Origin of the sequence: Kitasatospora brasiliensis, from assembly GCF_032654805.1 — a bacterium.
GTDB classification, from domain to species: domain Bacteria; phylum Actinomycetota; class Actinomycetes; order Streptomycetales; family Streptomycetaceae; genus Kitasatospora; species Kitasatospora brasiliensis.
The window spans coordinates 347,631-373,790 of record NZ_JAUOOW010000007.1 but is presented as its reverse complement, the minus strand read 5'-3'; the positions used below and the strand labels follow the sequence as shown (position 1 = coordinate 373,790).

Sequence of the window (26,160 nt, the reverse complement as noted above, 5' to 3'; positions counted from 1 at the left end):
CCGGGGTGCGGGTACCGTACGCCGCCATCACTGGTGGGCCTGAGCCGAGCGTCAGTTGACCACGACGGCCGGGCTGCCGGCGACGGAGGTGTCCAGGACCTGGCCGTAGGTGGCGCTGAAGTAGCCGGTGGTGAAGCACAGGCTCGGGCCGGAGACCAGGGTGAACGGCTGGCCGGAGAAGCCGATGGTGTTGCCGGTGTTCGAGGCGGTGCCGCTGATCCCGGTGCTGTTCTGGTAGTTGCAGCTGACGCTGCCCAGGATGGTGTTGAGCACCACGGTGGTGCCCAGCGCGCCGGCCGTGCCGGGGGTGAGCGAGACCGGGTTGCCGGGGGCGTCGCTGACCGTGTTGGTCCACGGCAGGTTGGTGACGGTGATGCTCTTGACGCCGGTGACGCCCACGACGTTGGAGGTGCAGGAGCCGAAGGTCTGGGTGTTGAGCTGCTCGGTGGCGCTGCCCGGGGCGGCCGGGTTGGAGGTGACGGTCGCCGAGAAGGAGGAGGTGGCACACTTGACGCCACTCGTCCCGGTGGCGCTGTTGTAGAAGGTCGCGTTGGTGCCGGAGACCAGGTTGGCGGTGAGCACGTCGCCGACGGCGACGTTCCCGGCGCTGGTGGTCAGGACTGCCGTGCCGGCGGCCTGGGCGGGGGCCATGGCCGCCCCGGTGAGGGCGAGCGAGGCGAGGGCGACGGTGGCGAGGGTGCGGCTGATGCGCATGAGGGTGTACCTCTCTCCGTCCAGCGGACGGGTGGGGGAACCCCCGCGTGCGGGTGTACTGGTGTGCACGGCGGGGGAGGTGCAGGGCGTACCGGGGGCTTCGTACCGGAGGGGTTCGTACCGGCCTCGGACCAGGCCGGGGGCGGGCGGGCCCGGCGCCACGGGCCCGTCCGATGCGGTACGGCGGTGCGGACGTACGCGGGGTGCGCGTACGGCGGTGCGGCCTTGCGAGTGGTGCGACGGTGCGGTGGTTCGGCCTTGCGGACGGACGGCGGCGTGGAACGCCGCGGCACTGCGCCGTTCGGTCGGGGACGTGCGGTGCCGTGGCGGCACGTCGACGGCTGCCGCCGTCGCGTTCCCGCCTCCGCTGTGGTCCCGTGGCCTGGGCGTTTCGCCCCGGCCCGTCGGGGCCCCCGGAGGTCCGGCCGGTGGGTGTGTGCTCGACCACCGGTTGGAAACCTGTCAGTGTTGTAAACCCGGTGTTCCGTCAATGTCAATACTGGACACAGGAGTTGATGATGGATCGGAAATGGCTCGGCGGAGCCGACGTGGTCCTGCTGCCGGGCGCCCGGACCGGCCGCGATCCGGCCCGCTCGATCAAACCCGGGCCGCGCCGGCTGCCCGCCGGAGTGGTCGCCGCGACCCAGCGCGAACGGCTGCTGGACGGGCTGGTCCGGACGGTCGCCGAACGCGGCTACCAGCACGCCACGGTGAGCGACATCTGCCGCGCGGCGGGCGTGACCAGGCCGGTCTTCTACGAGCTGTTCACGGGTAAGGAGGACGCCTTCCTCGCCGCGCACCGGCACGGCACCGGTGTGGTGGTCCGGCGGATGGCGGCGGCCTTCACGGCCGAATCCGACTGGTGCCGCGGAATCCGCAAGGCGCTCGGTGCGATGCTCCAACTGCTCGCGGGTACACCGGCGTTCGCCACCATGGCGGTGATCGAGATCGAGGCGGTCGGCCCGGAAGGCCGCCTGGAGCGGGCCCAACTACTCACCAGGTTCCGGGCGTTCTTCGCCGAGGTGCCCCAACTCCCGGGCGGGGTGGCCTCGAAGGAGCTGGTGGACGCCGTGGTGGGCGGCGTCTACAGCACGGTCTACCGCTGGATCGACTCCGGTCGGACGGAGCAACTGATGGATCTGTTACCGGTGTTGAGCATGTTCTGCCTGTCGCCTTTCCTCGGTCCGGCGGAAGCGGCCGAACGGCTCGGTGTCCGGGACTGGCCGCAGCGCGTCGCCGATTGGTGAAGATCCTTCGTTCACCTGTATTGACCCGGCCAATACCGGGCAGTAGCTTCCCAGTTACCTACCGCGCGCCGACCGGGCCCGCCCCGCTGCCGAGGGGCGGACGCCGCGGCCGGGCCGGGGAACGCTGTCCGCGCCAGGACAACGTGCCAAGTGCCTGCACACCCATCTCCATCCACAGGGAGCACACATGGCCATGTCCGAGGACGCCGCCACGGCGGCCGAGACCCCGCAGACGCCGAGCGGGCCGAGAAGGGGCCGGGTCCGGTTGAAGCGGACCGCCCTGATGGCCGTTCCGGCCGTCGCGGCCGGGGGCGTCCTGATGGCGCTCACCGCCCAGGGCGTGCTCGCCGCCCAGTTCTCCATCTCCGGCATGCCGTTCACCATCACCGCGGACAAGCTGGACGGCGAGGGCTTCGCCCAGTTCGGCTCGCTGGACTCGATGATCCCCGACAGCCCCAACGCCGGCTCCACCGGCGGTCAGGTGCTGGTCGCGGTGTCGGCGATCAAGAAGGCCGAGATCACCAACCTGTGCCAGAGCGTCGACCTCGGCGGCATCAACCTGGTGATCCACGCGGGCGACGGCGGCACCCCCGTCTCCGCCACCGACCTCACCACCGACTCCGACATGCTGTCCGGCGACGCGGAGTTCAAGAACATCGAGATCGGCGGCGACGCCAGCACCTACACCAAGGCCGGCCCGGTCGGCAAGGGCAACCCCGGTGTGTTCGGCCAGCAGGCCGACCACGTCACGCTGACCCACCTGAACCAGCACAACTACGCGAGCACCGCCGTCGGGTTCAAACTGCCGAACCTGCGGCTGAGCTTCAGCTCCACGGGCTGCTGACCGTGGCGGAGTCCGTACCGGAGCCGGCCGGCACCGACGAGGGCGGCACGGCCCGGGCCGAGGAGGTGGCAGCCGAGGGGACGGCGGCCGCACCCGTCCAGGCCGTCGCCGCCCCCGCCGCCGAGCCGGCCGCAAGCCCGGTCAAGCGCGACTGGCGGGGCAGGCGGCCGTTCTGGGGCGGGCTGCTGGTGACGCTCGGCGGCGCCGAGATCCTGTTCACCCTGAAGGCCCCGCTGCCCGTCATCCTGCACATCGGGATGCAGGGGCTGGCCGGGTACCTGGTGCCGGCGGTGATGCTGCTGTGCGGCCTGCTGATCCTGTTCAACCCGGCTCAGCGGCTGTTCTACTCCTTCATCGCCCTCCTGGCCTCACTGGCCACCTGGATCACCTCCAACCTGGGCGGCTTCGTGATCGGGATGCTGCTCGGGGTGGTCGGAGCCTGCCTCACCTTCGGGTGGCTGCCCGACCAGCCGCTGCGCCAGGGCCGGCAGCGGCGGCTGGAGCGCCGACAGGCGCGCCAGGCAGGAGCCTGACGGCGGTGCCCCGGGTCCTGGTGGTGGGAGAGCACCAGGGCGCGGGGCGCCACTGAGCCGCTCCCGATTCCGTCGTGACGTAATGTCCGTCACATCCGCAATGGGTCGTTGGTCCCGGGTATGTCCGGGGCGATCGGCCCTTCTCGCGTTCGACGGGTCGGCAGTTCACTTGGCACGACATGGACAACAGCAGCATGAGCAATGGCACCGCCGCCACCGCCGAGTACGACCGCCTGATCGCCCGCCATCACGCGATGCGCCTGCGACGCCAACTCCTGGCCCCCTCCTCCTCGGGCGGCGGCGACTTCGGGATCAGCGCCTACGGCGAGGACGGCGGCTACGACGGTGCCGCCGACCAGCATCTGATCCGGTGCGACCTGGATGTGATCTCCCCGCTCTCGGACCTGATCGACCACCTCTACCTGGTGATGTTCAGCCACCGCCCGTACCTGCGGTCGCTCTTTCCCGCCTCGATGGAGTTCCAGCAGCTCCACCTGGAACGGATCTTCCACCACCTGATCGACCACCTCCACCGCCCGGTCGAACTGGAGCAGACCCTGCGCCAGCTCGGCCGTGACCACCGGAAGCTGGGCGTGCGGCCGGTGCACTACGAGGCCTTCGAGGAGGCCCTGTGCGCGGCCGTCCGGCACCGGGCCGGCGAGCGCTGGACCGAGGAGCTGGAGGGCGCCTGGGTGCGGATGCTGCGCTTCGCCGTCGGCGCGATGGTGGCCGGCGCCGACTCGGCGCTCACCGAACCCCCCTACTGGCACGCCGTGGTGACCGGCCACGAGCGGCGCCGCCCCGACCTCGCCGTGGTGCGGGTGCGCACCGGCGAGCCGTACCCGTACCGGGCCGGCCAGTACGGCACCGTCGAGCACCCCGGGCTGCCGCACACCTGGCGGCAGTACTCCATGGGGTGCGCCCCGCGCTCCGACAACGAGCTGGAGTTCCACGTCCGCCGCACCGGCCCCGGCGGGGTCAGCGCCGCGCTCGTCGAGCACACCTCGGTCGGGGACCGGCTGCGCCTGGGCCCGCCGCGCGGCACCCTGCTGCCCGACGGGGACCCGCGGGACCTGCTGCTGGTCGCGGGCGGCACCGGCCTCGCGCCGATGAAGGCGATCGTCGAGGAGCAGGCCGTCCACCGGCCGACCGGCCGGATGGTCCACCTGTTCGTCGGCGCCCGGGACCGCGCGGACCTGTACGACTGGCAGGCGCTCTCCGAACTCGGCCTGCACAAGCCGTGGTTGACCGTCACCCCGGTCACCGTCGGCGAACTCGCCGACACCGTCGCGGCGGCCGGCGACTGGCGTGACCACCTGGCCTGCCTCTCCGGCCCGATCGGCATGGTCGGCTCCGTCCGCACCCGGCTGGCGGCCGTGGGCATGCCGACGGCCCAGGTGCGGTTCGACCAGGCGCTGTACCGCTGACCACCTTCCTCACGCCGAGGCGCCCCACGCGCCTCGGCGCCGTCCGCACCCCTTGAACCCCGCGCGCCTTCGACACCCCGCGTGCCCCTCCAGGACCCACGCGCCCCGGCCCGCACGCGATGGCAGGAAAGGTGGGAAGCAGGTCATTGCTGCCACCGCGGCCCGCTGACACGCTGGCCGTATGAGAGCGCGCCACGTGGTCATCGTCCTCTTCGAGGACGTGCAGAGCCTCGACGTGACCGGGCCCCTGGAGGTCTTCGCCGGGGCGGCCAGAGCCAGCGGCCGACCGGACGCGTACCGGGTGACCACCGCCTCCCCGGGTGGTGCCCCGGTGCGCACCCACAGCGGCCTGCGGCTGCTGCCGGACGCGGACCTGGCCGAGGTCGGGCCGGTGCACACCCTGCTGGTTCCCGGCGGGGAGGGCACCGCCCACCCGGACGGTGCCCTGACCGAGGGGATCCGGGAGCTGGCCGGACGGGCCGAGCGGGTGGTGTCGGTGTGCACCGGGGCCTTCCTGCTCGCCCGGGCCGGGCTGCTGGCCGGCCGCCGGGCCACCACGCACTGGGCGTACTGCGAGGAGCTGGCCCGGCGGTTCCCGGACATCGAGGTGCTCCCGGACCCGATCCACGTCCGGGACGGGCACATCGCCACCTCGGCCGGGGTCACCGCCGGGATCGACCTGGCCCTGGCCCTGGTCGAGGAGGACCTCGGGCGGGACACCGCGCTGCTGGTCGCCCGTCACCTGGTGGTCTTCCTGCGCCGACCGGGCAACCAGGCCCAGTTCAGCACCCAGCTGGCCGCCCAGGTGGCGGTCCGCCGGCCGCTGCGCGAGGTGCAGCGGTGGATCGCCGAGCACCCGGAGGCCGACCTGTCGGTCGAGGCACTGGCCGACCGCTCGGCGCTGTCGCCACGGCACTTCGCCCGCGCCTTCACCGCCGAAGTGGGGGTGACGCCCGGCCGGTACGTGGACGGGGTCCGGCTGGAGGCCGCCCGGCGGCAGCTGGAGGACACCGACGACGGCATCGAGCAGGTCGCGCGCTCCTGCGGCTACGGCACCCCGGAGGCGATGCGGCGCGCCTTCGTCCGGGCCCTGGCCGCCCCGCCCGCCGAGTACCGCCGCCGCTTCCGGCCCGAACCCATCGGAGGTCACTGATGCGCATCGCCGTTCTGCTGTACGACGAGTACACCGCCCTGGACGCGGTCGGCCCCTACGAGGTGCTCTCCCGCATCCCCGGCGCCGAGGTGGTCTTCACCGCCGCCCGGCGCGGGCCGCTGCGCACCGACATGAAGAGCCTGGCGCTCACCGCGGACGCCACGCTGGAAGAGGTGGACTCGGCCGACGTGCTGCTGGTGCCCGGCGGCCCGGGGACGTCGGCCCGGCTGACCGACCAGGCCGTGGTGGAGTGGGTGCGCGCGGTCGACGCCACCACCACCTGGACCACCTCGGTCTGCTCCGGCTCGCTGCTGCTGGCCGCGGCCGGGCTGCTGGAGGGGCGCCGGGCCACCTCGCACTGGATCTGCCTGGACCAGCTGCCGCGGTTCGGGGCGCAGCCGATCGGGACGGAGCGGGTTGTGATCGACGGCAAGTACGCCACCGCGGCCGGCGTCTCGGCCGGGATCGACCTCGCGCTGACGCTGACCGGCCGGCTCGCCGGGGACACCATGGCGCAGGCGATCCAGCTGCTGATCGAGTACGACCCGCAGCCGCCGTACGCGTCGGGGGCCATGTCGAAGGCGTCCCCCGAGGTGGTCGAGAAGGCGCGGCAGCTGCTGTCGGGCTGACGGCCGGCCAGGGGCGCGGCGGGCTCAAGGACCACGGCCGCGCCCCTGGTGGCTGCTCAGCGGAAGCAGTAGGAATCGGAGGACGCGTCGCCGCCCGCCAGATGGGTCTGGTGGACGCGCAGGCCCCGGAAGTCGGCGCCGTGCGGGTAGAAGCGCTCGTCGATGCTCAGCCCGCCGGCCTCCGGGTCGGCATCCAGCTTGACCATCCAGGGCTCGATGCCGTCCGGGTAGAACTGGTCGTCCCAGGCGCCGTAGAGCGAGTTGGTGAGGTAGAGCCGGCGGCCGTCCCGGCTGATCTCCACCATCTGCGGGGCCCCGCTCAGCGGGCGGTCGGGCTCGGCCGGGTGCGGGGTGCGGGCGGCGATCCCGCCGAGCCGTACCGAGCCGGTGAGCCGGGGGTGGAACGGGTCCGAGACGTCGTACTGGAACAGCTCGCCGGTGCCCCAGGCGGAGACGTACAGCCAGCGGTCGTCCACCGACAGGTTGATGTCGGTGACCAGCGGCGGCACCGCGCCGAAGGGCTGGAGGGCGGGCGGCAGGTCCTCGGGCTTGGCCGGTTGGGCGGGGATCTCGATCACCTTGCGCGCGGTGAACGCCGCGCCGTCCCGGTACCAGAGCCACACCGAGGAGGAGAGGTCCTCGACGTTGGTGACCACCCCGACGAAGCCCCACTCCGCCTGCGGGTCGTGCGCCGGACGCAGCTCCAGCACCATCTGGTGCTGGTCGCCGAGGTCCACCCGCTGGAGGTGGCGGCCGGAGTCCAGCTCCCAGAAGTGCAGCGCGTGGCCGTACTTGCGCCCGAGCAGGAGGTCCGGCAGCACCCCGTCCTCGATCATCCGCGGGGTGCCCCACTCGCTGGTGATGCCCACGTTGGTGCCCAGGTGCCACCAGACGTCGTAGGCGAAGTGCTGCGGCCCGCGCTCGGTCTCCCAGGCGCGCAGCACCTCGAAGGTGGTGTGGTCGAGCAGCGCCACCCCGCCCGGGCCGTCGTCGCCCTCGGCGCCGCCCAGGCAGGAGAGGAAGACGCCGTCCGGGCCGCAGTGCAGGGTGTGGGGGCGCGAGTAGCCGGCCTTGGCGGCGAGCTCCTTCGCCTCGATCGTCTTGACCAGCTGCGGGCGGACCGGGTCCGGCCGGGTGTCCATCACGTGCAGCCGGGAGGAGCGCAGCCCGGGGAGCAGCAGGTAGCGGCGCTCCGGGTCCCGGTGGCAGGCGTGGGCGAGGGCGCTGGAGCAGGCGTTCCAGCCGAAGTGATGCAACTCGTCGCCGAGCGTGGGAAGTTCGGCGAAATTGAGGACCTTCCCGTAGCTCGCCGAGTCCGGATCGGTGTCGACGCTGAGCAGCGCGTCCGGCCGCTGCCCGGACCGGTCGAACCCGGCCACGTACGCGAGCTTCTCCGGCGGCGCCGCGATCGCCTCGGCGGCCGAGCGGTAGAGCGATGGATCGGTGTGCTCGTGCTGCATGCGGACTCCCAACTGGCCTGGTGTGTGCGGGAAGCGTTCCACACGGCCACCGGCGCACAGCAGGCGCGCGAGGGAGCTGCCGGGAGGCGCGAGCGGCTCCCCCCGGGGCGGCGCACAACCGCAGGCGCGCCCCCGCCGCGGTCGAAAGCATTGCGATCATCACATCCCGGCAGGTCGGCGAGGCCGGGGCCGGGCCAGGATCAGCCAGTACAGTCGGGTCCATGGAGTTCCGTGAAGACATCCTGGGTGCCCCCTACGAGGCGGCCGAACTGACGCTGCGGCCGGACGACGAGGGAGCCGTGTGCGCGACGCTCGTCCGGCGGCTGGTCCCCGGGGCGCAGCGCGCGGTGCTCTACATCCACGGGTACAACGACTACTTCTTCCAGACCAACCTGGCCGACCACTACACCGCGCTCGGGTTCTCCTTCTACGCCCTCGACCTGCGCAAGTACGGCCGCTCGCTGCGCCCGCACCAGTCGCCGAACTTCGTGCGCCACCTCGCCGAGTACGACGAGGAGATCGACCAGGCGGTGCGGATCATCCGCGACGTGGACGGGCACCGGCAGCTGCTGCTCAACGGGCACTCCACCGGCGGCCTGATCGCCGCGCTGTGGGCGGGCCGGCGGGCCGGGCGCGGGCTGGTGGACGGGCTCTTCCTGAACAGCCCCTTCCTGTCGATGCCGGCCGGGCCCGCGGTCCGTACGGTCGGCGCGCCGGCCGTGACGGCGATCGGGCGGCTGGCGCCGACCCGCGTCCTGCCGTCCTCGCTCAACCCGCACTACACCCACAGCCTGCACAAGGACCACAAGGGCGAGTGGGACTTCGACCTCACCCTCAAGCCCGCCGAGGGCTTCCCGCTGTACGCGGGCTGGCTGGCGGCGATCCACCAGGGGCACCAGCGGCTGCGGAACGGGCTGGGCATCGACGTGCCGGTGCTGCTGATGGCCTCGACCCGGTCGATCTCCACCACCACGTGGCACGACGGGCTGCACCGGGCCGACGCGGTGCTGCGCGCCGACGACATCGCCGCGCAGGGGCCCCGGCTGGGGCGGCACGTCACCATCGTGCGGATCGAGGGCGGCATGCACGACCTGGTGCTGTCCCGGGAGGCGGCCCGCACCCGGGTGTTCGCCGAGCTGGACGGCTGGCTGGCCGCCCACCTGGACGTGCCGGCTGTCGAAGCCCAGGCCGTCGACGCCCAGCCCGTCGGGGAGAGCGCGTGACCGACGAGCCGGTGCCGGTCGGCCGCACCACCGACCTCGGCTTCGCCAAGCTGATGCCCGACATCGACCGGGACGGCGGCTGGCTGCTCACCCTGGACGGCACCCCGCAGTCGTACGTCGACCTCAGCGAGCCGACCCACCTGGAGTTCGAGTACACCCGGCGCCTCGGCCACCTCGCCGACGCCCTCGCCCCCGCCGGGCAGCCACTGGACGTGCTGCACCTCGGCGGCGGCGCCCTCACCCTGCCCCGCTACCTGGCCGCCACCCGCCCCGGCTCCCGGCAGCGGGTGGTGGAGGTGGACGGGCCGCTGCTGGAGCTGGTCGCCGAGCGGCTGCCCTGGCAGGGCCCCGGCGCGGACATCACCGCGACCGTCGGCGACGCCCGGGCGGCCCTCGCCGAGGTCCCGGCCGCCTCGCAGGACCTGGTGATCGCCGACGTCTTCCGCGGCTCGCGCACCCCCGCCCACCTCACCTCGGTGGAGTTCCTGCGGCCGGCGGCGGCCGCGCTGCGCCCCGCCGGCTGCTACGCGGCGAACCTGGCCGACGGCCCGCCGCTGGCCTTCGCCAAGGCCCAGGCGGCCACGGTGCGGTCGGTGTTCCCGTACGTCTGCCTGGTGGCGGAGGCCCCGGTGCTGCGCGGGCGCCGGTACGGCAACATCCTGCTGGCCGGTTCGACGGCGCCGCTGCCGACGGCCGAGCTGACCCGGCTGCTCGCGGGCGACATCTTCCCGGCCCGGCTCACCGAGGGGGACGGCCTGGCGGCGCTGATCGACCGCACCGCCCCGGTCACGGACGCCGAGGCCACCGACTCCCCGCCCCCGCCGGACGGCGCGTTCAGCATCGGCTGAGCCGCGCGTCGGCCCGTACGCGCCCCCGCCGGGTGTCAGAATCGGCGGATTCACGCCCACGTCCGAAGGAGCGAGCGATGAGTGGCGGCGGGGAGCGGCCGGAGCTGGAGCAGGTGCCGGAGACGGCACTGTGGACGCTGTGGCACCGGGCGGTGGAGGCGCGGCGGCCGGACACCGTGCTGCACGACCCCAAGGCCGTCGAGCTGGTCGACCGGATCGACTACCCCTTCGCGGAGCGGTTCGGCACCGGTGGCCTGCAGGCCCAGCTCCAGGCCCTGCGCGCGGCCTGCTTCGACCGCGAGGTGACGGACTTCCTCGCCCGGGAGCCGCGCGGCACGGTGGTCTGCCTGGGCGACGGCCTGGAGACCCAGTACTGGCGGGTCGACAACGGGCGGGCCCGCTGGCTGAGCGTGGACCTTCCCGACTCGGCGGCGCTGCGCGCGGAACTGCTGCCGCCCGGCCCGCGCCAGCGCTACCTGGCCGCCGACGCCACCGACCTGGGGTGGGCCGACGAGGTGGACCGCGACCGCGGGGTGCTGATCAGCACCCAAGGACTGCTGATGTACCTTCCGCCGGCCCGGGTGCGGTCCCTGATCGCGGGCTGCGCGCAGCGCTTCCCGGGCGGCTCGCTCGTGCTGGACGCCGTGCCGCGCTGGTTCGGCCGACTCGCCCGGCAGGGCAAGGTGCGCGCCCACGGCTACCAGGCGCCGCCGATGCCGTGGGCGATGGACGCGGACGAGCGGGACAAGCTCCGCACCGCCGACCCGGCGGTGGCGGCGGTGCGGGACGTCCGGCCGACCGGCGGACGCGGGCTCGTCGGCGCCCTGCTGCCGCTCGCGCTGACCGTCCCGCCGCTGGCCACCCGCCGTCCCTCCGTCACCGCCCTGGACTTCGCGGCCCGCTGATCCGGTCACCCGCGGGTGCACTGGGGGATCCGAGCCAGTGCCTTCTGGATCAACTCCGCTCCGGGCCCGCCGCCTACCGTCATTCCGGGTCATATGAGCCCTAGTTCCCCGTGAATCCGGACGATCTTTCGCCCTGGTTCAACCACGGCGCTGTCGTGTCGCGTTTGGTCGACTGGATCACCGAACGCGGCGATCCGGAGGGCACCGGTGGGGGCGGCACGGGAGAACGGCCGCTCCGACCGGCGCCGCACCATCGGTCGGGTCGAAAGGAACGGGTGTCATGTCCGGCAAGGAGAGAGTGTCCGGCCCGGCGGCCGAGTGGGAGATGGTCGGCCGTTCCGCGGAACTGGCCGCGTTGCGCGCCTGCGCCGAGCAGGCCCGCGCCGGGAAGCCGCGCTGCGTGGTGGTGCGCGGGGGCACCGGGAGCGGGAAGACGGCGCTGCTCGACCGGTTCCGGCGCGACGGCGCCCCGGACGGGGCCACCGTGCTGTCCACGGCCGGCCACCGCACCACCCTGGAGACGCCGTACGCCACCGTCGGCCGGCTCTTCGGAGACCCGCGGGAGGCCGGGCCGCCCCGCCAGGAGCGGCTGGTCCCGGCGGCGCCGTCCCCCGGGCCCCTGGTGCTGGTCGTCGACGACGCCCAATGGTGCGACGAGCGCTCCCTGCGCTGGCTGGAATGCCTGCTGCACCGGCCGGAGGGCCTGCCGCTGCTGGCCGTCCTGGCCTGGGGAGGGCCCGGCAGCGGCCCCGGCGGCCCCACCGGCCAGGCCCTGGGCAGGATCGTCCGCCGCCCGGGAACCCGCCTGCTGTCCCTCGGGCCGCTGACCGAGGCCGAGGTGGCCGCGGCCGCGGCACGGTGCCTGGGGCGGCCGCCCGGCGCCGCCGCCGTGCGGCGCTGCGCGGAACTCTCCGGCGGGAACCCCCTGCTGCTCCGGCGCCTCCTGACCCGGCTGCGCGGGAGCGGCGCACGGCCCGGCGGCTGTGCCGTCGGCGACGTCGACGCGGCCTGGCGCCGCAGCCACGCCTCCCTGGTACGGGCCCACCTACGAGGACTGTCGGCGACGGAACTCCTGGTGGTGCGCGCCGCGGCCGTGCTCGGCTGGACCGGCTCCCCGGCGGCCGAGGCGGGCACCGGCCACCCCGCGTCGCCCGAGCGCGTCGGCGCGCTCGCCGGCGTACCGGCCCGACTGGTCCCGGCGGTGCTCGGCGGCTACCGCGACGGCGGACTCCTCGCCGCGGCGGGCCCGGAGGCCCTGCGCGCGGCGGTCCTGGAGGCCGTTCCGGCCGGCGAACTGGCCCGGCTGCGCACCGGCGCGGCCCGGCTCCTCAACGACGAGGGCTTCGCCGCCCCGGAGGTGGCGAGCCGGCTGTTGGAGCTCCCCCGGCTCGACGAGGGGTGGATGCGCGGCGTGCTGCGCGACGCGGCCGAGCGGGCGCGGCGACAGGACGACCGGTCCCTGGCCGCACCGTACCTGCGACGGCTGCTGGAGGACGAGGACGACGAGCCCGGCCGGGTGCGCACCGGACTGGAACTGGCCGGAGCCCTGGCCGCCACCGACCCCGAGGCCGCGCTGGAGACCCTGCGGAGCCTGCTGGACCGGACCGCCGACGCCCGGCTGCGGGCCTCCGTCGCGCTGCAGCTCGGAATGACCGCGCAGGCCACGGGCCGTCCGGCGCTCGCCGTGCTGTCCCACGCGCTCGACACCCTGCGCGCCGCACCGGGCGCCGACGGCGCCGAGGCCGACCGAGACCTGTGCTGGAGGATCGAGTCGGCCGCCCTCTCCGCCGGGCTGCAGGAGAAGCCCGCGTTCGCCGCCGCCCGGCAGCGGGCGCGCGCGGCCGTGGCGCGGGAGCCCGCCGAGCCCGCCGAGGGCGGCAGCCTGCTGCTGCGGGCCCAACTGGGCGCCCTGGAGGGCGTGTCCGCCCGCGAGGTGGTCGACCTCGCCGCCCGGGCGATGGGCGCCGAGGGCACCGCCGCCCCGGACTGGATGCGGGCCCACGCGGCCCTGCTGTTCCACCTGGCCGACGAGCCCGGCCGGGCACTGGAGACGCTGGAACCGGCGATGGCCGACAGCAGCGGCTGCCTGCCCCGCTGGTGGCTGCTGGCGGACCGGTCGAGGCTGCGCCACCGGCTCGGCGACCTCCCCGGTGCCGTCGCCGACGCGCGGGCCGCGCTGGAGTGCGCGGGCCGGCCCCGGCAGAGCCCCGGCTTCGCGCTGCCGCTCATCGCCTGGGCCGACGTCCAGAGCGAGCTGGGAGCCGCCGGGACCGCCGAGGCGGCGCTCGCCAGGGCGGCCGATTCCGGCCTGGGCCAGTCGGTCGTCGGGTGGTCCTGGTACCTGGCCGGCCGGGCCGGGCTGCGGCTGCGCGCGGGCGACCCGGACGGCGCGCTGGCCGCCGCCCGCCGCTGCGAGCGCTGGTTCGCGGAGGTGGGCATGGGCGACCCGGCGTGGACGTCCTGGCGCACCGTGGCCGTCCAGGCCCTGGCCGCGCTCGGCCGCACCGCCGAAGCCGTCGGCCTCGCCGAGGAGGGCCTGGCGGCGGCCCGCCGCTGGGGCACCCCGTACGCGCTCGGCCACGCCCTCCTCGCCGCGGGCACGGCGGCCCGCGGCGACCGCCGGGTGGAGCTGCTGACCGCCGCGGTCGAGACCCTCTCCCGCTCGCAGGCCCGGCTGGACCGCGCCCGCTGCGAACTCCTGTTGGGCCGGGAGCTGTCGGTGCGCGGCGACACCAGGGGCGCCGTCGCGCACCTGTCCCGCGCGCACGAGACGGCGCGGCGCTGCGGCTCGCTCCTCGTGGTGGCCAAGGCCCGAGAAGCACTGGCCGCCGCGGGGGCCGACCGCCCACGCCGGTCCGCCGCCGGCGCCGGACCGCTGAGCGGGACCGAGCGGCAGGTGGCCGAGGCCGCGGCGGCGGGCGCCACCAACCAGGAAATCGCCGAGGCCCTGTTCCTCTCCCGGCGCACCGTGGAGACGCATCTGACCGCCGTCTACCGCAAACTCGGGCTGGCCGGGCGGACCGACCTGCCCGCCGCGCTCCGCGCCCTCGCCCGGCCCGCCGCCCACGCCGCCGACCCGGCCGCCTCATGACCGGCGGTACGGCGGCGACGACCGCCCCCGCACCCGGCCGGCAGCCGGCGGCCGGCCAGGACGCCCTCGTCGAACGGGACGCGGAGACGGCGGCCCTGCGCGCGGCCGTCGCCGGGCTGCGCTCCGGCCGCCCGGCGGTGATCGCGGTCGAGGGGCTTCCCGGCACCGGGCGCAGCGCGCTCCTGCGGTACGCCGCCGCGGCGGCCCTCGACGCGGGACTCGCCGCCGCGTGCGCGGACGGCACCCCGGCCGAGACGGACCGGCCCTTCGGCATCGTCTCCCAACTCCTCGCGCGTCTGGGCGCGGACGACGCCGACGACCCGGCGGACGGACCACTGCCCCGGTCGTGCCGGGCCTTCCTCACGGCCGCCCGCGAGCGGCCGCTGCTGGTCGCCGTCGACGACGTGCAGTGGGCCGACCCGGACTCGCGACGGTGGCTGGAGACCCTGGCCCGGCGCACCCGCGGCGCGCCCCTCGTCCTGCTCGTCGCCGGAACGCCCGGATCGGTACCGGCCGCCCTCCCCGGCACGGCCGCGCGGCTCGCCCCGCGGCCGCTGAGCCGGGCGGGCACGGCCGGGATGCTGGCCCTCCACGGCGACGGGCCCGTCGAGGAGGCGTTCGCCGAGGCGGCCCATGCCGCGTGCGAGGGCAACCCGGCGGTGCTGCGCGCCGTCCTGGACTCGCTGGCGGCCGACGGCCTCGGACCCACCGCCGAGGCCGCGGCCTGCCTGCCGGGGCGCGCGGCCGAAGCGGTCGGCGACCGCACCGCCAGGCTCGTGGACGGACTCGGCCCCGAACTCGCCGCCCTGCTGCGCGCGATCGCCGTGGGCGGCCCCCACCTCGGCCTGCCCCAGCTGTGCGAACTGGCCGCACTGCGCACCCTGCCCGCTCCCCGCGCCCTGCGCCTGCTGGCCGCCGCCGGCCTGGTCACGGACCCGGACCACCCGAGCGCGCCGCCGGGCGTGGCCGACCGGGTGCTCGCCGGACTCACCGTGCGCCAGCGCGAGGACCTGTGCACCCGCGCCGCCGCGCTCGGCCACCGCACCGCCCTGCCCGACGCCGCGCTGGCCGAACTGCTCCTGGGCGCCCGGCCCGGCGGCGCCGGCTGGGCGGCGGACGCCCTGACCGGCGCCGCCGCCCGGTACCGCGGCACCGAACCCGCCCGCGCGGCCCGCCTGCTGGAACGCGCGCTGGCCGAACCGCTGGCACCCCAGCAGCGGGCGAGACTGCTCGTCGACCTGGGCGCGGCCGTCTCGACCGACGCCCCCGACAGCGGCGAACGCGCCCTGTGGAGCGTGCTGCACGACCCGAAGCCCGACGTGCCCCCCGCGGCCCGGCTGCGCGCCGCCGACCTGCTCGCCGTGTGGGGGCACGCGGCCACGGTGCGCCGCGGCACGGCAGTGGCCTGGTCCCTGCCCGGGGCCGGCCCGGCGGAACGGAGCGCCTTCCAGGCCCTGTACTGGCTGATCGGAGACGGAGCGGCGCCGGCGGAGGGCGTGGACGTGCCGGACGTCCCGCCGTTGTGCGCGCCACCGGACGGCCCCGCCCAGGCGGGCGTCCTCGCCCTGCGCTCGGCCCTCGCCCAGAGCCTGCCGCTCGCCCGGGTGCGCACCCTGGCCGAAGCCGCGCTGCGCCCCGACCGCGGTCATCCGGCGCTGTTCACCGCCCGGTTGGCGGCCTGCTACACGCTGGCCCTGACGGACGCCTACGAGGCGGCGGCGGCCGGCCTCGACGACATCGTCGCCGAGGCCCGGAGCCGGGGCGTCGGCACCACCGTCACGGCGGCGCTGAGCCTGCGCGCGGCGGTGGCACTGCGCCGGGGCTGGCTGGAGGAGGCGGACCGGGACCTCGCGGAGGTCGAGTGGGCGGTGCTGCCCAGCTCCGCGCCCGTCAAGGCCGGACCGCTGCTCCTGGCCATGCGTCTGCTGCTGCACCTGGAGCGGGACGAGGTGGACGAGGCGGCCCGGTGCGCGGCGGCCGAACTGCCCGTCCTGGCGGTGAACGGCCTGTGGTGGCCGATGTTCCTGCACGCCAGGGGCCTGCTGGGGCTGCGCACCGGCGACCACCGGGCGGCCCTGTCCGACCTGCTGGAATGCGGGCGCGGACTGCTGGCCAGAGGCTGGACCAACCCGGCCGTCGTGCCGTGGCGTTCGGCCGCGGCCGTCGCCCGGCTGGGCCGCGGGGACCGGGCCGGAGCCGAACTCCTGGCGAAGGCGGAGCACGCGGCGGCCGAGGCGTGGGGGAGCGCGAGCGCGGTCGGCACGGCCCTGCTCGCCCTGGGCCGGGTGACCGAGGGCGAGCCGGCCGCCGAGGCGAGGGCCGCGGCGGCCCGGCTGCTACGGGACGCCACCCCGCCCGAGTGGGCCACCCCCCGCCGCGCCCGCCGGGTCCGGGAGCTGACCGGTGGGCCCGCTGCCCTCCGACCGTCGTGGGACACCACGGCGGAGGCCGCCGGCGGCCGGGGCCCGGAGGCCGGGCGGACACTCACCGAGACCGAGCGGCGCGTCGCCGAACTGGTCCGGGGCGGCCTGACCAACGCCGCCGTCGCCCGGCGGCTCTCGGTGTCCCGGCGGATGGTGGAGACGCACCTGACCCGGGCCTACCGGAAGCTCGGCGCCTCCGGCCGGCAGGACCTCGCCCGCCTCATCCCCCAGGAGGACTGATTCCCTTGCTGTGCGAACGGGAGACCGAACTGCGCGCGGTGGCCGACGCCCTGGACACCGCCGCGGCCCGCGGCAGTTCACTGACCGTCGTCACCGGAGCCTGGGGCGCGGGCCGGACGGAGCTGCTCGACCACCTCCCGCGGCTCGCCGAGCAGCGGGGCGCACGGGTGTTACGGGCCGACGCGGCGCGCCCGGAGCGGGAGTTCCCGTACGGCGTGGTGCGCCAGCTCCTCGAACCGGCACTCGCGGGCGCGGCGTCCCGGGAGCGGTGGCTGGGCGCGGACGCCGAGGCCGTCCGGACCGTCCTCGCCGAGGAGGCGCCCGCCCCGGAGGACGGCGCGCACCCGCGGCTGCTGCGCGAACTGCGCGCGCTGACCGCCCGGATGGCCGCCGACCAGCCGCTGCTCATCGCGGTGGACGACGCGCACTGGGCGGACGAGGCCTCGCTGCGCTGGCTGGCGTACCTCGCCAGACGGCCCACCGCGCGGCCCGTCACGGTCGTGCTGACCCTCGCCGACGGCGACCCCGAAGCCGGGACGCCCCTGGTGCGGGACCTCCTCGCCGCGGCCGGCCGCACCCTGCGGCTGCGCCCGCTGTCCCCCCGCGGCACCCGGGCGCTGGTGGAACGGAGCTTCGGCGAGCCCGCCGACGACGCGTTCGTCCGGGCCTGCCACGAGGCTGCCGGGGGCAGCCCGATGGTCACCGCCGCCATCGCCCACACCCTGCGCCGGGCGGGGCTGCGGCCGGTCGCGGAGTGCGGCGAGCGGGCCGCGCGGGTCAGCCCGCCCGACCTCCGGGAGCGGCTCGCCCTGCGGCTGGAACAACTCCCCTCGCCGCTACCGGAGTTCGCGCGGGCCATGGCCGTCCTGGGGGACCAGGCCGAGCCGGAGCTCCTGGCGCGGCTCGCGGAGCTGGACGCGGTCGGCTGCCGCGCGGCCGAACGGGCCCTGCGGGCACTGGGCCTGATCCGTCGGCGCCCCGGCTCGCCGGTGCCGGTCTTCGCCCATCCCGTCGTCCGGGACGCAGCCGAGGAGACCGCCACCGTCGAGGAGCAGCAGCGGCTCCACAGCCGGGCGGCCGTGCTCCTCCTCCGGGCCGGCCACCCGGCCGAGCAGATCGCCGCCCGGCTGATGGCGACGTCCCCCTCGGCCCCGTCCGACGCGGCGTGGACGGTCACCGTGCTGCGCGCGGCCGCCGATGCCGCGCTCGACCGCGGCGCCCCCGAGGACGCGGTGCGCTTCCTGCGCCGGGCCCTCCAGGAGGCCTCCCCGGACGGCGAGGACCGCGCCGTGGTCCTGGTGGACCTGGCCGGTGCCGAGCGGATCACCGACCCCTGGACGGCCGCGCGGCACATCTCCCAGGCGGTGCCCCTGCTGCCCTCGGCCGAGCAGCGGGCGGCGGCGCTGCTGCGCGTCTCGCCGCTCGTCTTCGACACGGCGCCGCCGCAGACGGTCGGCCTGTTCCGGGAGGTCTTCGCCGCGCTCGATCCCGGCCGCGCGGCGAGCGGTGCCGGCCGCGAGGTGGCGCTGCGGCTGGAGGCCCGGGTCCGGTGCGCGCAGCCCGTCGCTCCCGGACGGCTCGCCGACTCGGTGCGGCGGCTGCGGGAACTGGGACCGGAACCCGGACTGGGGACCGGCGCCCAGCGCGAGCTGGTGACCGTGCTGCTGCACGACGCGGTGGCCGCGGGCGGGATCGCGCGGGAGGAGGCCGTCCGGCTCGCCCGGCAGGTCCTGGAGCGGGAACCGGCGCTGCCGGAGCTGTCGTACACCGCCCTGCCGCTGCTGGCGGTCACGCTCGTGGTGGCGGACGACCTGACCGACCTCGCGGCCTGGCTGGAGACGCTCCTGGCACGCGCCGTACGGCAGCGGGCCGTGGTGTCCCAGGTGATCACGGGAACCGAACTGGCCCTGGTACGGCTGCGGTCCGGGGACGTGGCCGGGGCCCTGCCCCTGGCCCTGGAGGCCCGCCGGCTCGCGGGGGAGCAGTGGGAGGCCGACCCGGCGGCCGACCTCGCCCTGGCCGCCGTCGCCGTCGAGACCATGGACGCGCAGCTGTGCGACCGCCTCCTGGCGCAGGACTCCGGCTCCGCCTACGGAGACCTCACCGACGTCCGCCGCGGCGTCGCCCACCGGATGCTCCGCGGCGTACGCGCCTTCCAGCGGCGCGACGACGCCACCGCCCTGGACCACTTCCTCGCCTGCGGCAGGCGGTTGGAACGGGAGGGCCGGCGCAACACCGTGCTCGGCCCCTGGCGCACCTGGGCGGCCCTCGCCCACCGCCGCCTCGACGACGTGCGGGCGGCCGAGGAACTGATGCGCGAGGAGTGCGAGCGGGCCCGGGCCTGGGGAGCCCCCGCCGAACTCGGCCGGGCCCTGCGCGTGCACGGCACGCTCGCCGGCGGGGAGCGCGGACGGGGGCTGCTGCGCGAGGCGGTGGACGTGCTGCGGGTCTCGCACCACCGCCTGGAACTGGCCCGGGCGCTGGTGCGGCTCGGCGGCCTGGAGGCCCGCGAGGGACGCCCGCGGGCGGCGGAACTGCTGCGCGAGGGCGCCGCGCTCGCCGACGCCTGCGGGCTGCCCGCGCTCTCGGCCCGCGCCCGCACGCTGCTGGGCGGACCGGCGCCGGATCCGGTCCGCGGCCTGTCCCCGGTGCAGCTCACGGTGGCCCGGATGGTGGCCCGCGGACTGCCGAACGGTGCCATCGCCGGCGAACTGGGGGTGAGCCGACGGGCGGTGGAGAAGAACCTCACCGCCGTCTACCGCAAGCTGGCCGTCCGGGGGCGTTCGGAACTGGCCGGGGCGCTGCGCGCGTCCGGATGCGGCTGAGCCGCCGGGCCCGGCCGTCGAGCGGACGGGCGGTGGAGCGGACGGACGGTGGAGCGGACGGACGGCCGTCGAGCGTGCGGCCGGGCGGGGCCCCGCGGCCGGAGCGACCGCAGGCCCGCCCCCGGCGCCGTCAGGCGGAAGCCCGCGCGTACAGGTGGTCGTCCGCGGTGAGGATCGCGTGGTGGACCCGGCGGGTGGCCAGGCAGGGTTCGAGGCCGAGCTCCTTCCGCAGGACACCGCGGGCCACCTGGTAGACGTGCAGGGCGTCCGCCCGCCGGTCGCAGCGGTAGAGCGCCAGAATGAGCTGTCGGTGGAACGCCTCGTGCAGGGGGTGCTGGCCGAATAACGAATAGAGCCGGCCCACCGCCTCACGGTGCCGGCCCAGTGTCAGTTCCGATTCCATCCACTGCTCGGTGCAGTCCAGCCGGGCCTGGTCGAGCCAGTTCACGAATCCGTTGATGATGGGGCCGCTGCGCAGTCCGCCGAGCGCCGTCTCCTGCGACAACTCCAGTGCGGCGCGCAGTTTCTCGACGGCCTCGTGGTGCGCCCCGGCCCGTGCCGCGGCCCGGCCCTCCTCGGCCAGCCGGCTGAACACGTGCACGTCGAGCTCGCCGGGCTCGACGTGGATGAAGTAGCCGGGGGAGCGGGTGACGATCGGGCTCTCGGCCATGCCGCAGGAGCGCAGGAGCTTGCGCAGCTCGCAGATCCGGACGTGCACCGCCGTGGTCGCCCGCAGTGGTGAATTCCCGCCCCATATCTCGGAAATGAGCTCCTCCAGCGACACCACGTGATTGGCCCGGGCCAACAGCGAGGCGAGGACGATCTCCTTCTTTCGCGCCGAGACGAAAACCGGTTCGTCGCCGTGGAGGACGTGGGGCTTTCCGAGAATGCTGTATCGCACGTGGTACTCCAGTAATCGGTGGGGTAGCCGCTTCGATGTGGCGGGAATGGCGGAAGGGAATCTGACGCAATGTCATCCGGCCGTAATGGCAACCTAACCGGCGGTGATCGACGCGGTCAACGAAGCGGAAGAAGGCTGCGGTGCGGTTCGGACCGAACCGCCGCCTGGTACGGAGGCGCCCCACCGCCACATTCGGAGGGAGTACGGGGCGGCGGCGAACCGCCGCCCCGGGGCACTCAGTGGCCTGCCGCTCCGCACAGCACGAGGTTCGCCTGGAACCGGTGGCGCAGCACCTCGCTGCGCAGTTCCCGCACGCCCACCTTGCCGATGAGGCGGCCTCCGGTGCCCACCGCGTGGAGCACCTGCCACTCGCCGGCCAGGATGGCGTTGACGTCGATCCAGCCCGCCGTCTGGATCTCCCCGTCCGGCAGGGTGATCTCCTCCCGGTAGAAGGCCATCAGGTGGCCGTCGGACGGCCGGTTGACGACCTTCCAGCTGTGGCCGACCAGGCGGCCCACGGAGTTGCCGTCGGCGTCGAAGAACTCGTCGGTGTGGGTGCTGCGGTCGCCGGCGTTGAAGCCGTTCTCCGCGACCGCCGTGTAGTCGAGATTCACCGTCTCGGACAGTCCGGTGAGCGCGAAGCAGTCGCCCGCGGGCTTCTCCGCCACCGCCATCGGCTCGGTGACCATCGAGGCCGCGCACTCGGGGCACATCTCCACCGCCGCGCGGAACGGGTCGATCAGACGCATGTCAAAACCTTTCGTTTACAGGGGACTTCATGGGGATACGAGGGAACTTCGGAGGGAGCAAGGGGCTTGGGGGGGGGCTCAGTGGCCGTCCGGTGCCGCGGACGCGGCCCCGAACCAGCGGCGCAGGGCCTCCTCCAGCTCCCGCGGGTCGGGCGTGCGGCCCTGGGGCGCGGCCCAGGCGACGTGCCCGTCCGGCCTGATCAGCACCGCTGACAGGTCGTCGGCCGCGGCCCGGGCGCAGGTGGCGGTGACGACGTCCACCCGGTCCGCCCAGCCGTCGGCGACGGCCTTCAGCTCGGGCGCGCCCGCCAGGTCGAGCAGCACCCCGCGCGCCCGCTCCAGCAGGCCCAGGCTGCCGTACACGGCGCCGTCCGGAGCGGTCAGCTCGCGGTGCGGCATCCGCTTGCCCACCAGCGGGTGGGCACCGCCGAGGTCGTAGCGCACGTCGACGGCACTGAGCTCCCCGGCCAGCCGGTCGTTCACCTCGACCGACTCCAGGGTCTCCGCGACGACCGTGCGCAGCGCGTCGATGTCCGGGCCCGCGGTCATCAGGACGTTCTGCGCCCGGGTGTTGAGCAGTACCCGGGCCGCGGCCGGATGGCGCTCCCGCTGGTAGCTGTCCAGCAGGCCCGCGGGCGCCCGGCCGTCGACCTCGGCCGCGATCTTCCAGCCGAGGTTCACCGCGTCGTGCACCCCCAGGTTGAGCCCCTGGCCGCCGAACGGAGGGTGCACGTGCGCCGCGTCACCGGCCAGCAGCACTCGGCCGACGCGGTAGCGCGCCGCCTGCCGGGTGGTGTTGCCGAACCGGCTCAGCCACTGCGGCGTCGCGCCCGAGAGGTCGATGCCGGCGACGGCGGCGACGCTCTCGCAGACCTCCTCGAAGGTCGGTGCCGCGGCCCGCCGCACCGGCGGCCGGGTGAAGTCGCCGACGATGAACCGCAGGACGTCCTCGCCCGCGGTCGAGACCGCGACGGCGGAGACCGCGAGCCAGCCGCGCTCGCTCCGCACGAAGGGGAAGGGCCGCTGCCGCAGCCCGGGGAGGTCCCGGCTCATCCCGGAGACGTCGGCCAGCAGGACGTCCGCCGTGGCGTCGGTCCCGGGGAACTCGACGTCGAGGAGCGACCTGACCGTGCTGCGGCCGCCGTCGCAGCCGACGACGTAGGCGCCCCGGAGCCGGTACGGGCCGTCCGGACCGGTCACCTCCAGGTCCACGCCGTCCGCGTCCTGGCGCAGCCCCGTCACCTCGTGGCCGCGCCGGACCTCGGCGCCCAGCTCCTGCGCCCACTCGGCGAGCACCCGCTCGATGCGCGCCTGGGGCAACAGCAGCACCGCGTGCGGGCTGTCGAGCCGGCCGAGGTCGATGCCGACCGGCAGCAGCGCGAAGTGGCTGTAGCGGCCCGTACGGCTGCCGGTGAACCGGTCGAGGATCCCGCGCTGCTCCCAGATCTCGATCGTCCGGGCGTACACCCCCGGCGCGCGAGACTCGCGGTCGTCGGTGAACCCCGGGCGCCGCTCCAGGACCACCACCTCCACGCCCGCGAGCCGCAGTTCGGCGGCCAGCATCAGGCCGGTCGGTCCGGCGCCGCAGACCACCACCGGTGGCCGGGTCTCGTTCGTCGTCATGCGGGTGACTCCTTGGTGTGCGGAGGGTTGAGGACGGTGCGCAGGTACCGGGCGAGGGACACGGGATCCGGGTGGTCGTAGACCACGACCGGTTCCAGCAGCAGCCCGGTGGCCTCGCACAGGCGGTTGCGCAGGTCGAGGGCGGTGAAGGAGGAGAAGCCGGCCCCCTGGAACGTGACTTCGGCCTGGACGGCGTCCGGCGTGTCGTGGCCTAGCACGGCGGCGGCGTGGGTGCGGATGATGTCCAGCAGGACGCGCTCCTGCTCCTCGGGGGAGGCGCCGGCGAGGCCCTCGGCCAGCCGCCGTTGCTTCTCGGTGTCCTCCAGGGCCCGGGGCGGCTCGGCGGCCCCGTCCGGGGCGTGCGGGGCCCGGCGGTTCCACCAGGCGGACAGGGCCGGCAGCACCTCGCCCAGCGCGGCCCGGCGGCCGTCGTCCAGCTCCAGGCGTTCCGCCAGCGCGTCCAGGTCCGCGCCCGCCACCGCGGTCCAGAACTCCGCTTCGCCGCCGCTCGTACGGCGCGCGCCGCGCACGGCGGCCGACTCCAGCCAGTAGCGCCGCCGGGGGAAGGCGTAGGGCGGCAGGTCGACGCGCCGCGCGTCGGGCAGGACGGCCTCCCAGTCCACCTCCGCGCCGTTGGCCCAGGCCCGGGCGAGGGCGTCCAGGGCGCGCGGGGCCTCGGGCCGGCCCTTGAGGAGCACCGGCGCGCACACCGCCTCGCCCGCGGGCAGGCTCAGCTGGGCCAGGGAGGTCAGTACGGCGTCCGGGCCGAGTTCGAGGCAGGTGGACACGCCCGCGTCGGCCAAGTGGCGGACGCCGTCGTGGAAGCGGACGGTCGCGCGGATCTGCCCGGCCCAGTAGTCGGGCGAGCCCAGCTCCCCGGCGGTGGCCGGGCGGCCGGTGACGAGCGAGACCACGGGGATCGTCGGCGGGTGGTAGGCCAGCGTCGCGGCGACCGCCCGGAACTCCTCCAACGCGGGCTCCATGAGCGGAGAGTGGAAGGCGTGGCTGACCCGCAGCGGGGTGGTTCGGCGCCCCTGCTCGGCGAAGGAGCGGGCGGCCCGCTCGGCCGCCTCCCGCTCCCCGGACAGCACCAGCGCCCGGGGGCCGTTGACGGCCGCGATGCCGAGGACGTCCGCGCGGTCCGCCAGCAGCGGCAGGACCTCCGCCTCCTCGGCCTCCACGGCGATCATGGCGCCCCCTTCGGGCAGCGCGTCCATCAGCCGCGCCCGGGCGGCCACCAGCTCGGCCGCGTCCGGCAGGTCGAGGACGCCGGCCACGTGCGCGGCGGTCAGCTCGCCGAGGGAGTGCCCGACGAGCCGGTCGGGCGTGATCCCCCAGGCCCGCAGCAGCCGGTACAGCGCCGTCTCCAGGGCGAACAGCGCGGGCTGGGCGTAGGCGGTGCGGTGCAGCAGCGCCGCCTCCGGGCTGTCCGGCGCGGCGAACACGACCTCGCGCAGCGGACGTTCCAGGTGCACGTCCAGGTGGTCGCAGACCTCGCCGAACGCCTTCGCGAAGACCGGGAAGGCCTGGCCCAGTTCGGCCCCCATGCCCGGCCGCTGGCTGCCCTGGCCGGTGAACAGGAAGGCGGTGCCGCCCGACCCGGCCGCCGTGCCGCGGACGAGCCCGGACGCGCCGCGGTCCCGGGCGAGGTTCGCCAGGGAGGCCATCAGCTCCTCGCGGTCCCGCCCCACGACCGCGGCGCGGTGCGGGAAGTGGGTCCGCGTGGTCGCCAGCGACAGGCCGACGTCCGCGGCCCCGGCCTCCGGGTGCTGGAGCAGGTGGCGGTGCAGCCGCCGGGCCTGGGCCCGTACGGCGGCGCGGGTGCGGGCCGACAGCACCCACGGCAGCGGGCCCTCCGGCGCGGCCTTCCCGGCCGCCGGCTCCTCGACGGCGGGCGGCTGCTCCAGCACGAGGTGGGCGTTGGTGCCGCTGATCCCGAAGGAGGAGACGGCCGCCCGGCGGGGGCGGCCCGGGTCCGTCTCCCACGGCGCCGCCTCGGTGAGCAGCGAGACGGCCCCCGATGACCAGTCGACGTGCGGGGTGGGCTCGCCTACGTGCAGGGTCTTCGGCAGCACGCCGTGGCGCATCGCCAGCACCATCTTGATCACGCCGCCGACGCCCGCCGCGGCCTGGGTGTGGCCGACGTTGGACTTGAGCGAGCCGAGCCGCAGCGGCCGTCCGGCGGGCCGGCCGCGCCCGTAGGCGGCCAGCACGGCCCGGGCCTCGATGGGGTCGCCCAGGGGCGTGCCGGTGCCGTGCGCCTCGACGGCGTCCACGTCGGCGGGGGTGAGGCGGGCGTTGGCGAGGGCCTGACGGATCACCCGCTCCTGCGCGGGCCCGCTGGGGGCCGTCAGGCCGTTGCTCATGCCGTCCTGGTTGACCGCGCTGCCGCGGACCACCGCGAGGATCCGGCGGCCGTTGCGCCGGGCGTCCGACAGGCGCTCCAGCAGGACCAGGCCCGCGCCCTCGGCCAGCCCGGTCCCGTCGGCACCGGCGGAGAACGCCCGGCAGCGGCCGTCCGGGGACAGCCCCCGCTGGCGGCTGAACTCGACGAGGGTGTTGGGCGTGGCCATCACCGTGGCACCGCCCGCGAGCGCGAGCGCGCACTCGCCGCCGCGCAGCGCCTGGACGGCCAGGTGGATGGCGACCAGCGAGGACGAGCACGCGGTGTCCAGCGTCACCGCCGGGCCCTCCAGGCCGAAGGTGAAGGAGATCCGGCCGGAGGCGACGCTGCTCGACGTGCCGGTCATCAGCTGGCCCTCGAACTCCTCGGGGGCCTCGTGCGGGTGCGGCGCGTAGCGCATGTCCGCCACCCCCACGAACACGCCGGTACGGCTGCCGCGCAGCGTCTCCGGGACGATGCCCGCCCCTTCGAACGCCTCCCAGGCGGTCTCCAGCAGCAGCCGCTGCTGCGGGTCCATGGCCGTGGCCTCGCGCGGGCTGATGCCGAAGAACTCGGCGCCGAAGTCGCCCGCGTCGTGCAGGAACCCCCCGCCGGAGGCGTAGGTCGTCCCCGGGCGGTCCGGGTCGGGGTGGCACAGGGACGCGAGGTCCCAGCCCCGGTTGACCGGGAAGTCCGAGACGGCGTCGGTCCCCGTCTCCAGGAGCCGCCACAGGTCCTCGGGGGTGCGGACGTCCCCCGGGTAGCGGCAGCTCATCGCGACGATGGCGATCGGCTCGCCGGCCGCCTCCTCGGCGGCCCGCAGCTTCTCCCGGGTGTCCTGGAGGTCGTCCCGGGTCTCCTGCAGGTCGGCGGTCACCCACTTGAGGTAGTCGAGCAGCTTCTCTTCGGTGGACATCGTGGGCTTCTCCTCGTCGGCGTCGG

18 protein-coding genes are annotated in these 26,160 nt (G+C 75.6%); 12 read left to right on the top strand and 6 right to left on the bottom strand.

The window, feature by feature from the left end; all coding sequences use genetic code 11:
- Positions 1–51: 51 nt before the first annotated feature.
- Positions 52–714 (bottom strand): Tat pathway signal sequence domain protein, encoded by a 663-nt coding sequence (locus tag QWJ13_RS27525; RefSeq protein WP_316527807.1) that lies wholly within the window; start codon positions 712–714, stop codon positions 52–54.
- A 515-nt stretch (positions 715–1,229) separates the two neighbouring features.
- Between QWJ13_RS27525 and QWJ13_RS27520 the strand changes: the two genes are divergently transcribed.
- The 6 genes from QWJ13_RS27520 (at position 1,230) to QWJ13_RS27495 (ending at position 6,547) form a co-directional block, all read left to right on the top strand.
- Positions 1,230–1,961, top strand: coding sequence for a TetR/AcrR family transcriptional regulator (locus QWJ13_RS27520; RefSeq protein WP_316527806.1), 732 nt, complete (start codon positions 1,230–1,232; stop codon positions 1,959–1,961).
- A 187-nt stretch (positions 1,962–2,148) separates the two neighbouring features.
- Positions 2,149–2,805 (top strand): DUF6230 family protein, encoded by a 657-nt coding sequence (locus QWJ13_RS27515; RefSeq protein ID WP_316527805.1) that lies wholly within the window; start codon positions 2,149–2,151, stop codon positions 2,803–2,805.
- Positions 2,806–2,870: 65 nt separating this feature from the next.
- Positions 2,871–3,338 (top strand): DUF6114 domain-containing protein, encoded by a 468-nt coding sequence (locus tag QWJ13_RS27510; protein WP_432277622.1) that lies wholly within the window; start codon positions 2,871–2,873, stop codon positions 3,336–3,338.
- A 194-nt stretch (positions 3,339–3,532) separates the two neighbouring features.
- Positions 3,533–4,765, top strand: a complete 1,233-nt coding sequence (locus QWJ13_RS27505) for a globin domain-containing protein (RefSeq protein ID WP_316527803.1) — start codon at positions 3,533–3,535, stop codon at positions 4,763–4,765.
- Positions 4,766–4,946: 181 nt separating this feature from the next.
- Complete coding sequence (locus QWJ13_RS27500; protein WP_316527802.1) at positions 4,947–5,918, top strand: GlxA family transcriptional regulator; 972 nt, start codon at positions 4,947–4,949, stop codon at positions 5,916–5,918.
- Positions 5,918–6,547: a DJ-1/PfpI family protein gene (locus QWJ13_RS27495; RefSeq protein WP_316527801.1), complete on the top strand. Its 630-nt coding sequence runs from the start codon at positions 5,918–5,920 to the stop codon at positions 6,545–6,547. Before QWJ13_RS27500 ends, QWJ13_RS27495 begins: the two co-directional genes overlap by 1 nt.
- Before the next feature lie 56 nt (positions 6,548–6,603).
- Here the strand turns inward: QWJ13_RS27495 and QWJ13_RS27490 are convergent, their stop codons facing one another.
- Positions 6,604–8,007 (bottom strand): selenium-binding protein SBP56-related protein, encoded by a 1,404-nt coding sequence (locus QWJ13_RS27490; protein WP_316527799.1) that lies wholly within the window; start codon positions 8,005–8,007, stop codon positions 6,604–6,606.
- Positions 8,008–8,228: 221 nt separating this feature from the next.
- On the opposite strand from QWJ13_RS27490, the gene QWJ13_RS27485 reads away from it, so the two are divergent.
- The 6 genes from QWJ13_RS27485 to QWJ13_RS27460 all read left to right on the top strand — a co-directional run bounded on the left by QWJ13_RS27485 (position 8,229) and on the right by QWJ13_RS27460 (position 19,562).
- Complete coding sequence (locus QWJ13_RS27485; RefSeq protein WP_316527798.1) at positions 8,229–9,230, top strand: alpha/beta hydrolase; 1,002 nt, start codon at positions 8,229–8,231, stop codon at positions 9,228–9,230.
- Between the two features lie 53 nt (positions 9,231–9,283).
- Positions 9,284–10,078, top strand: coding sequence for a spermidine synthase (locus tag QWJ13_RS27480; RefSeq protein ID WP_316528061.1), 795 nt, complete (start codon positions 9,284–9,286; stop codon positions 10,076–10,078).
- Between the two features lie 77 nt (positions 10,079–10,155).
- Positions 10,156–10,983 carry a class I SAM-dependent methyltransferase gene (locus QWJ13_RS27475; RefSeq protein ID WP_316527797.1) on the top strand — a complete coding sequence of 276 codons (828 nt, stop codon included), beginning with the start codon at positions 10,156–10,158 and terminating at the stop codon, positions 10,981–10,983.
- Positions 10,984–11,263: 280 nt separating this feature from the next.
- On the top strand, positions 11,264–14,074 hold the full coding sequence (locus QWJ13_RS27470; RefSeq protein WP_316527796.1) for an AAA family ATPase: 2,811 nt from the start codon (positions 11,264–11,266) through the stop codon (positions 14,072–14,074).
- The gene (locus QWJ13_RS27465) at positions 14,071–16,737 is read left to right on the top strand and encodes a helix-turn-helix transcriptional regulator (RefSeq protein WP_316527795.1); all 2,667 of its coding nucleotides are present in this window, start codon (positions 14,071–14,073) and stop codon (positions 16,735–16,737) included. Before QWJ13_RS27470 ends, QWJ13_RS27465 begins: the two co-directional genes overlap by 4 nt.
- A gap of 5 nt (positions 16,738–16,742) precedes the next feature.
- Positions 16,743–19,562, top strand: a complete 2,820-nt coding sequence (locus QWJ13_RS27460) for an ATP-binding protein (RefSeq protein ID WP_316527794.1) — start codon at positions 16,743–16,745, stop codon at positions 19,560–19,562.
- A gap of 130 nt (positions 19,563–19,692) precedes the next feature.
- Here QWJ13_RS27460 and QWJ13_RS27455 read toward each other — a convergent pair whose 3' ends face one another.
- The 4 genes from QWJ13_RS27455 to QWJ13_RS27440 all read right to left on the bottom strand — a co-directional run bounded on the left by QWJ13_RS27455 (position 19,693) and on the right by QWJ13_RS27440 (position 26,134).
- Complete coding sequence (locus tag QWJ13_RS27455; protein WP_316527793.1) at positions 19,693–20,463, bottom strand: AfsR/SARP family transcriptional regulator; 771 nt, start codon at positions 20,461–20,463, stop codon at positions 19,693–19,695.
- Between the two features lie 236 nt (positions 20,464–20,699).
- Positions 20,700–21,212 carry an allene oxide cyclase barrel-like domain-containing protein gene (locus QWJ13_RS27450; RefSeq protein ID WP_316527792.1) on the bottom strand — a complete coding sequence of 171 codons (513 nt, stop codon included), beginning with the start codon at positions 21,210–21,212 and terminating at the stop codon, positions 20,700–20,702.
- Positions 21,213–21,290: 78 nt separating this feature from the next.
- The gene (locus tag QWJ13_RS27445) at positions 21,291–22,835 is read right to left on the bottom strand and encodes an FAD-dependent monooxygenase (protein ID WP_316527791.1); all 1,545 of its coding nucleotides are present in this window, start codon (positions 22,833–22,835) and stop codon (positions 21,291–21,293) included.
- Entirely contained in the window at positions 22,832–26,134 is a 3,303-nt protein-coding gene (locus QWJ13_RS27440) for a type I polyketide synthase (RefSeq protein WP_316527790.1), read from the bottom strand. The genes QWJ13_RS27445 and QWJ13_RS27440 overlap by 4 nt, the downstream gene beginning before the upstream one ends.
- Positions 26,135–26,160 lie beyond the last annotated feature (26 nt).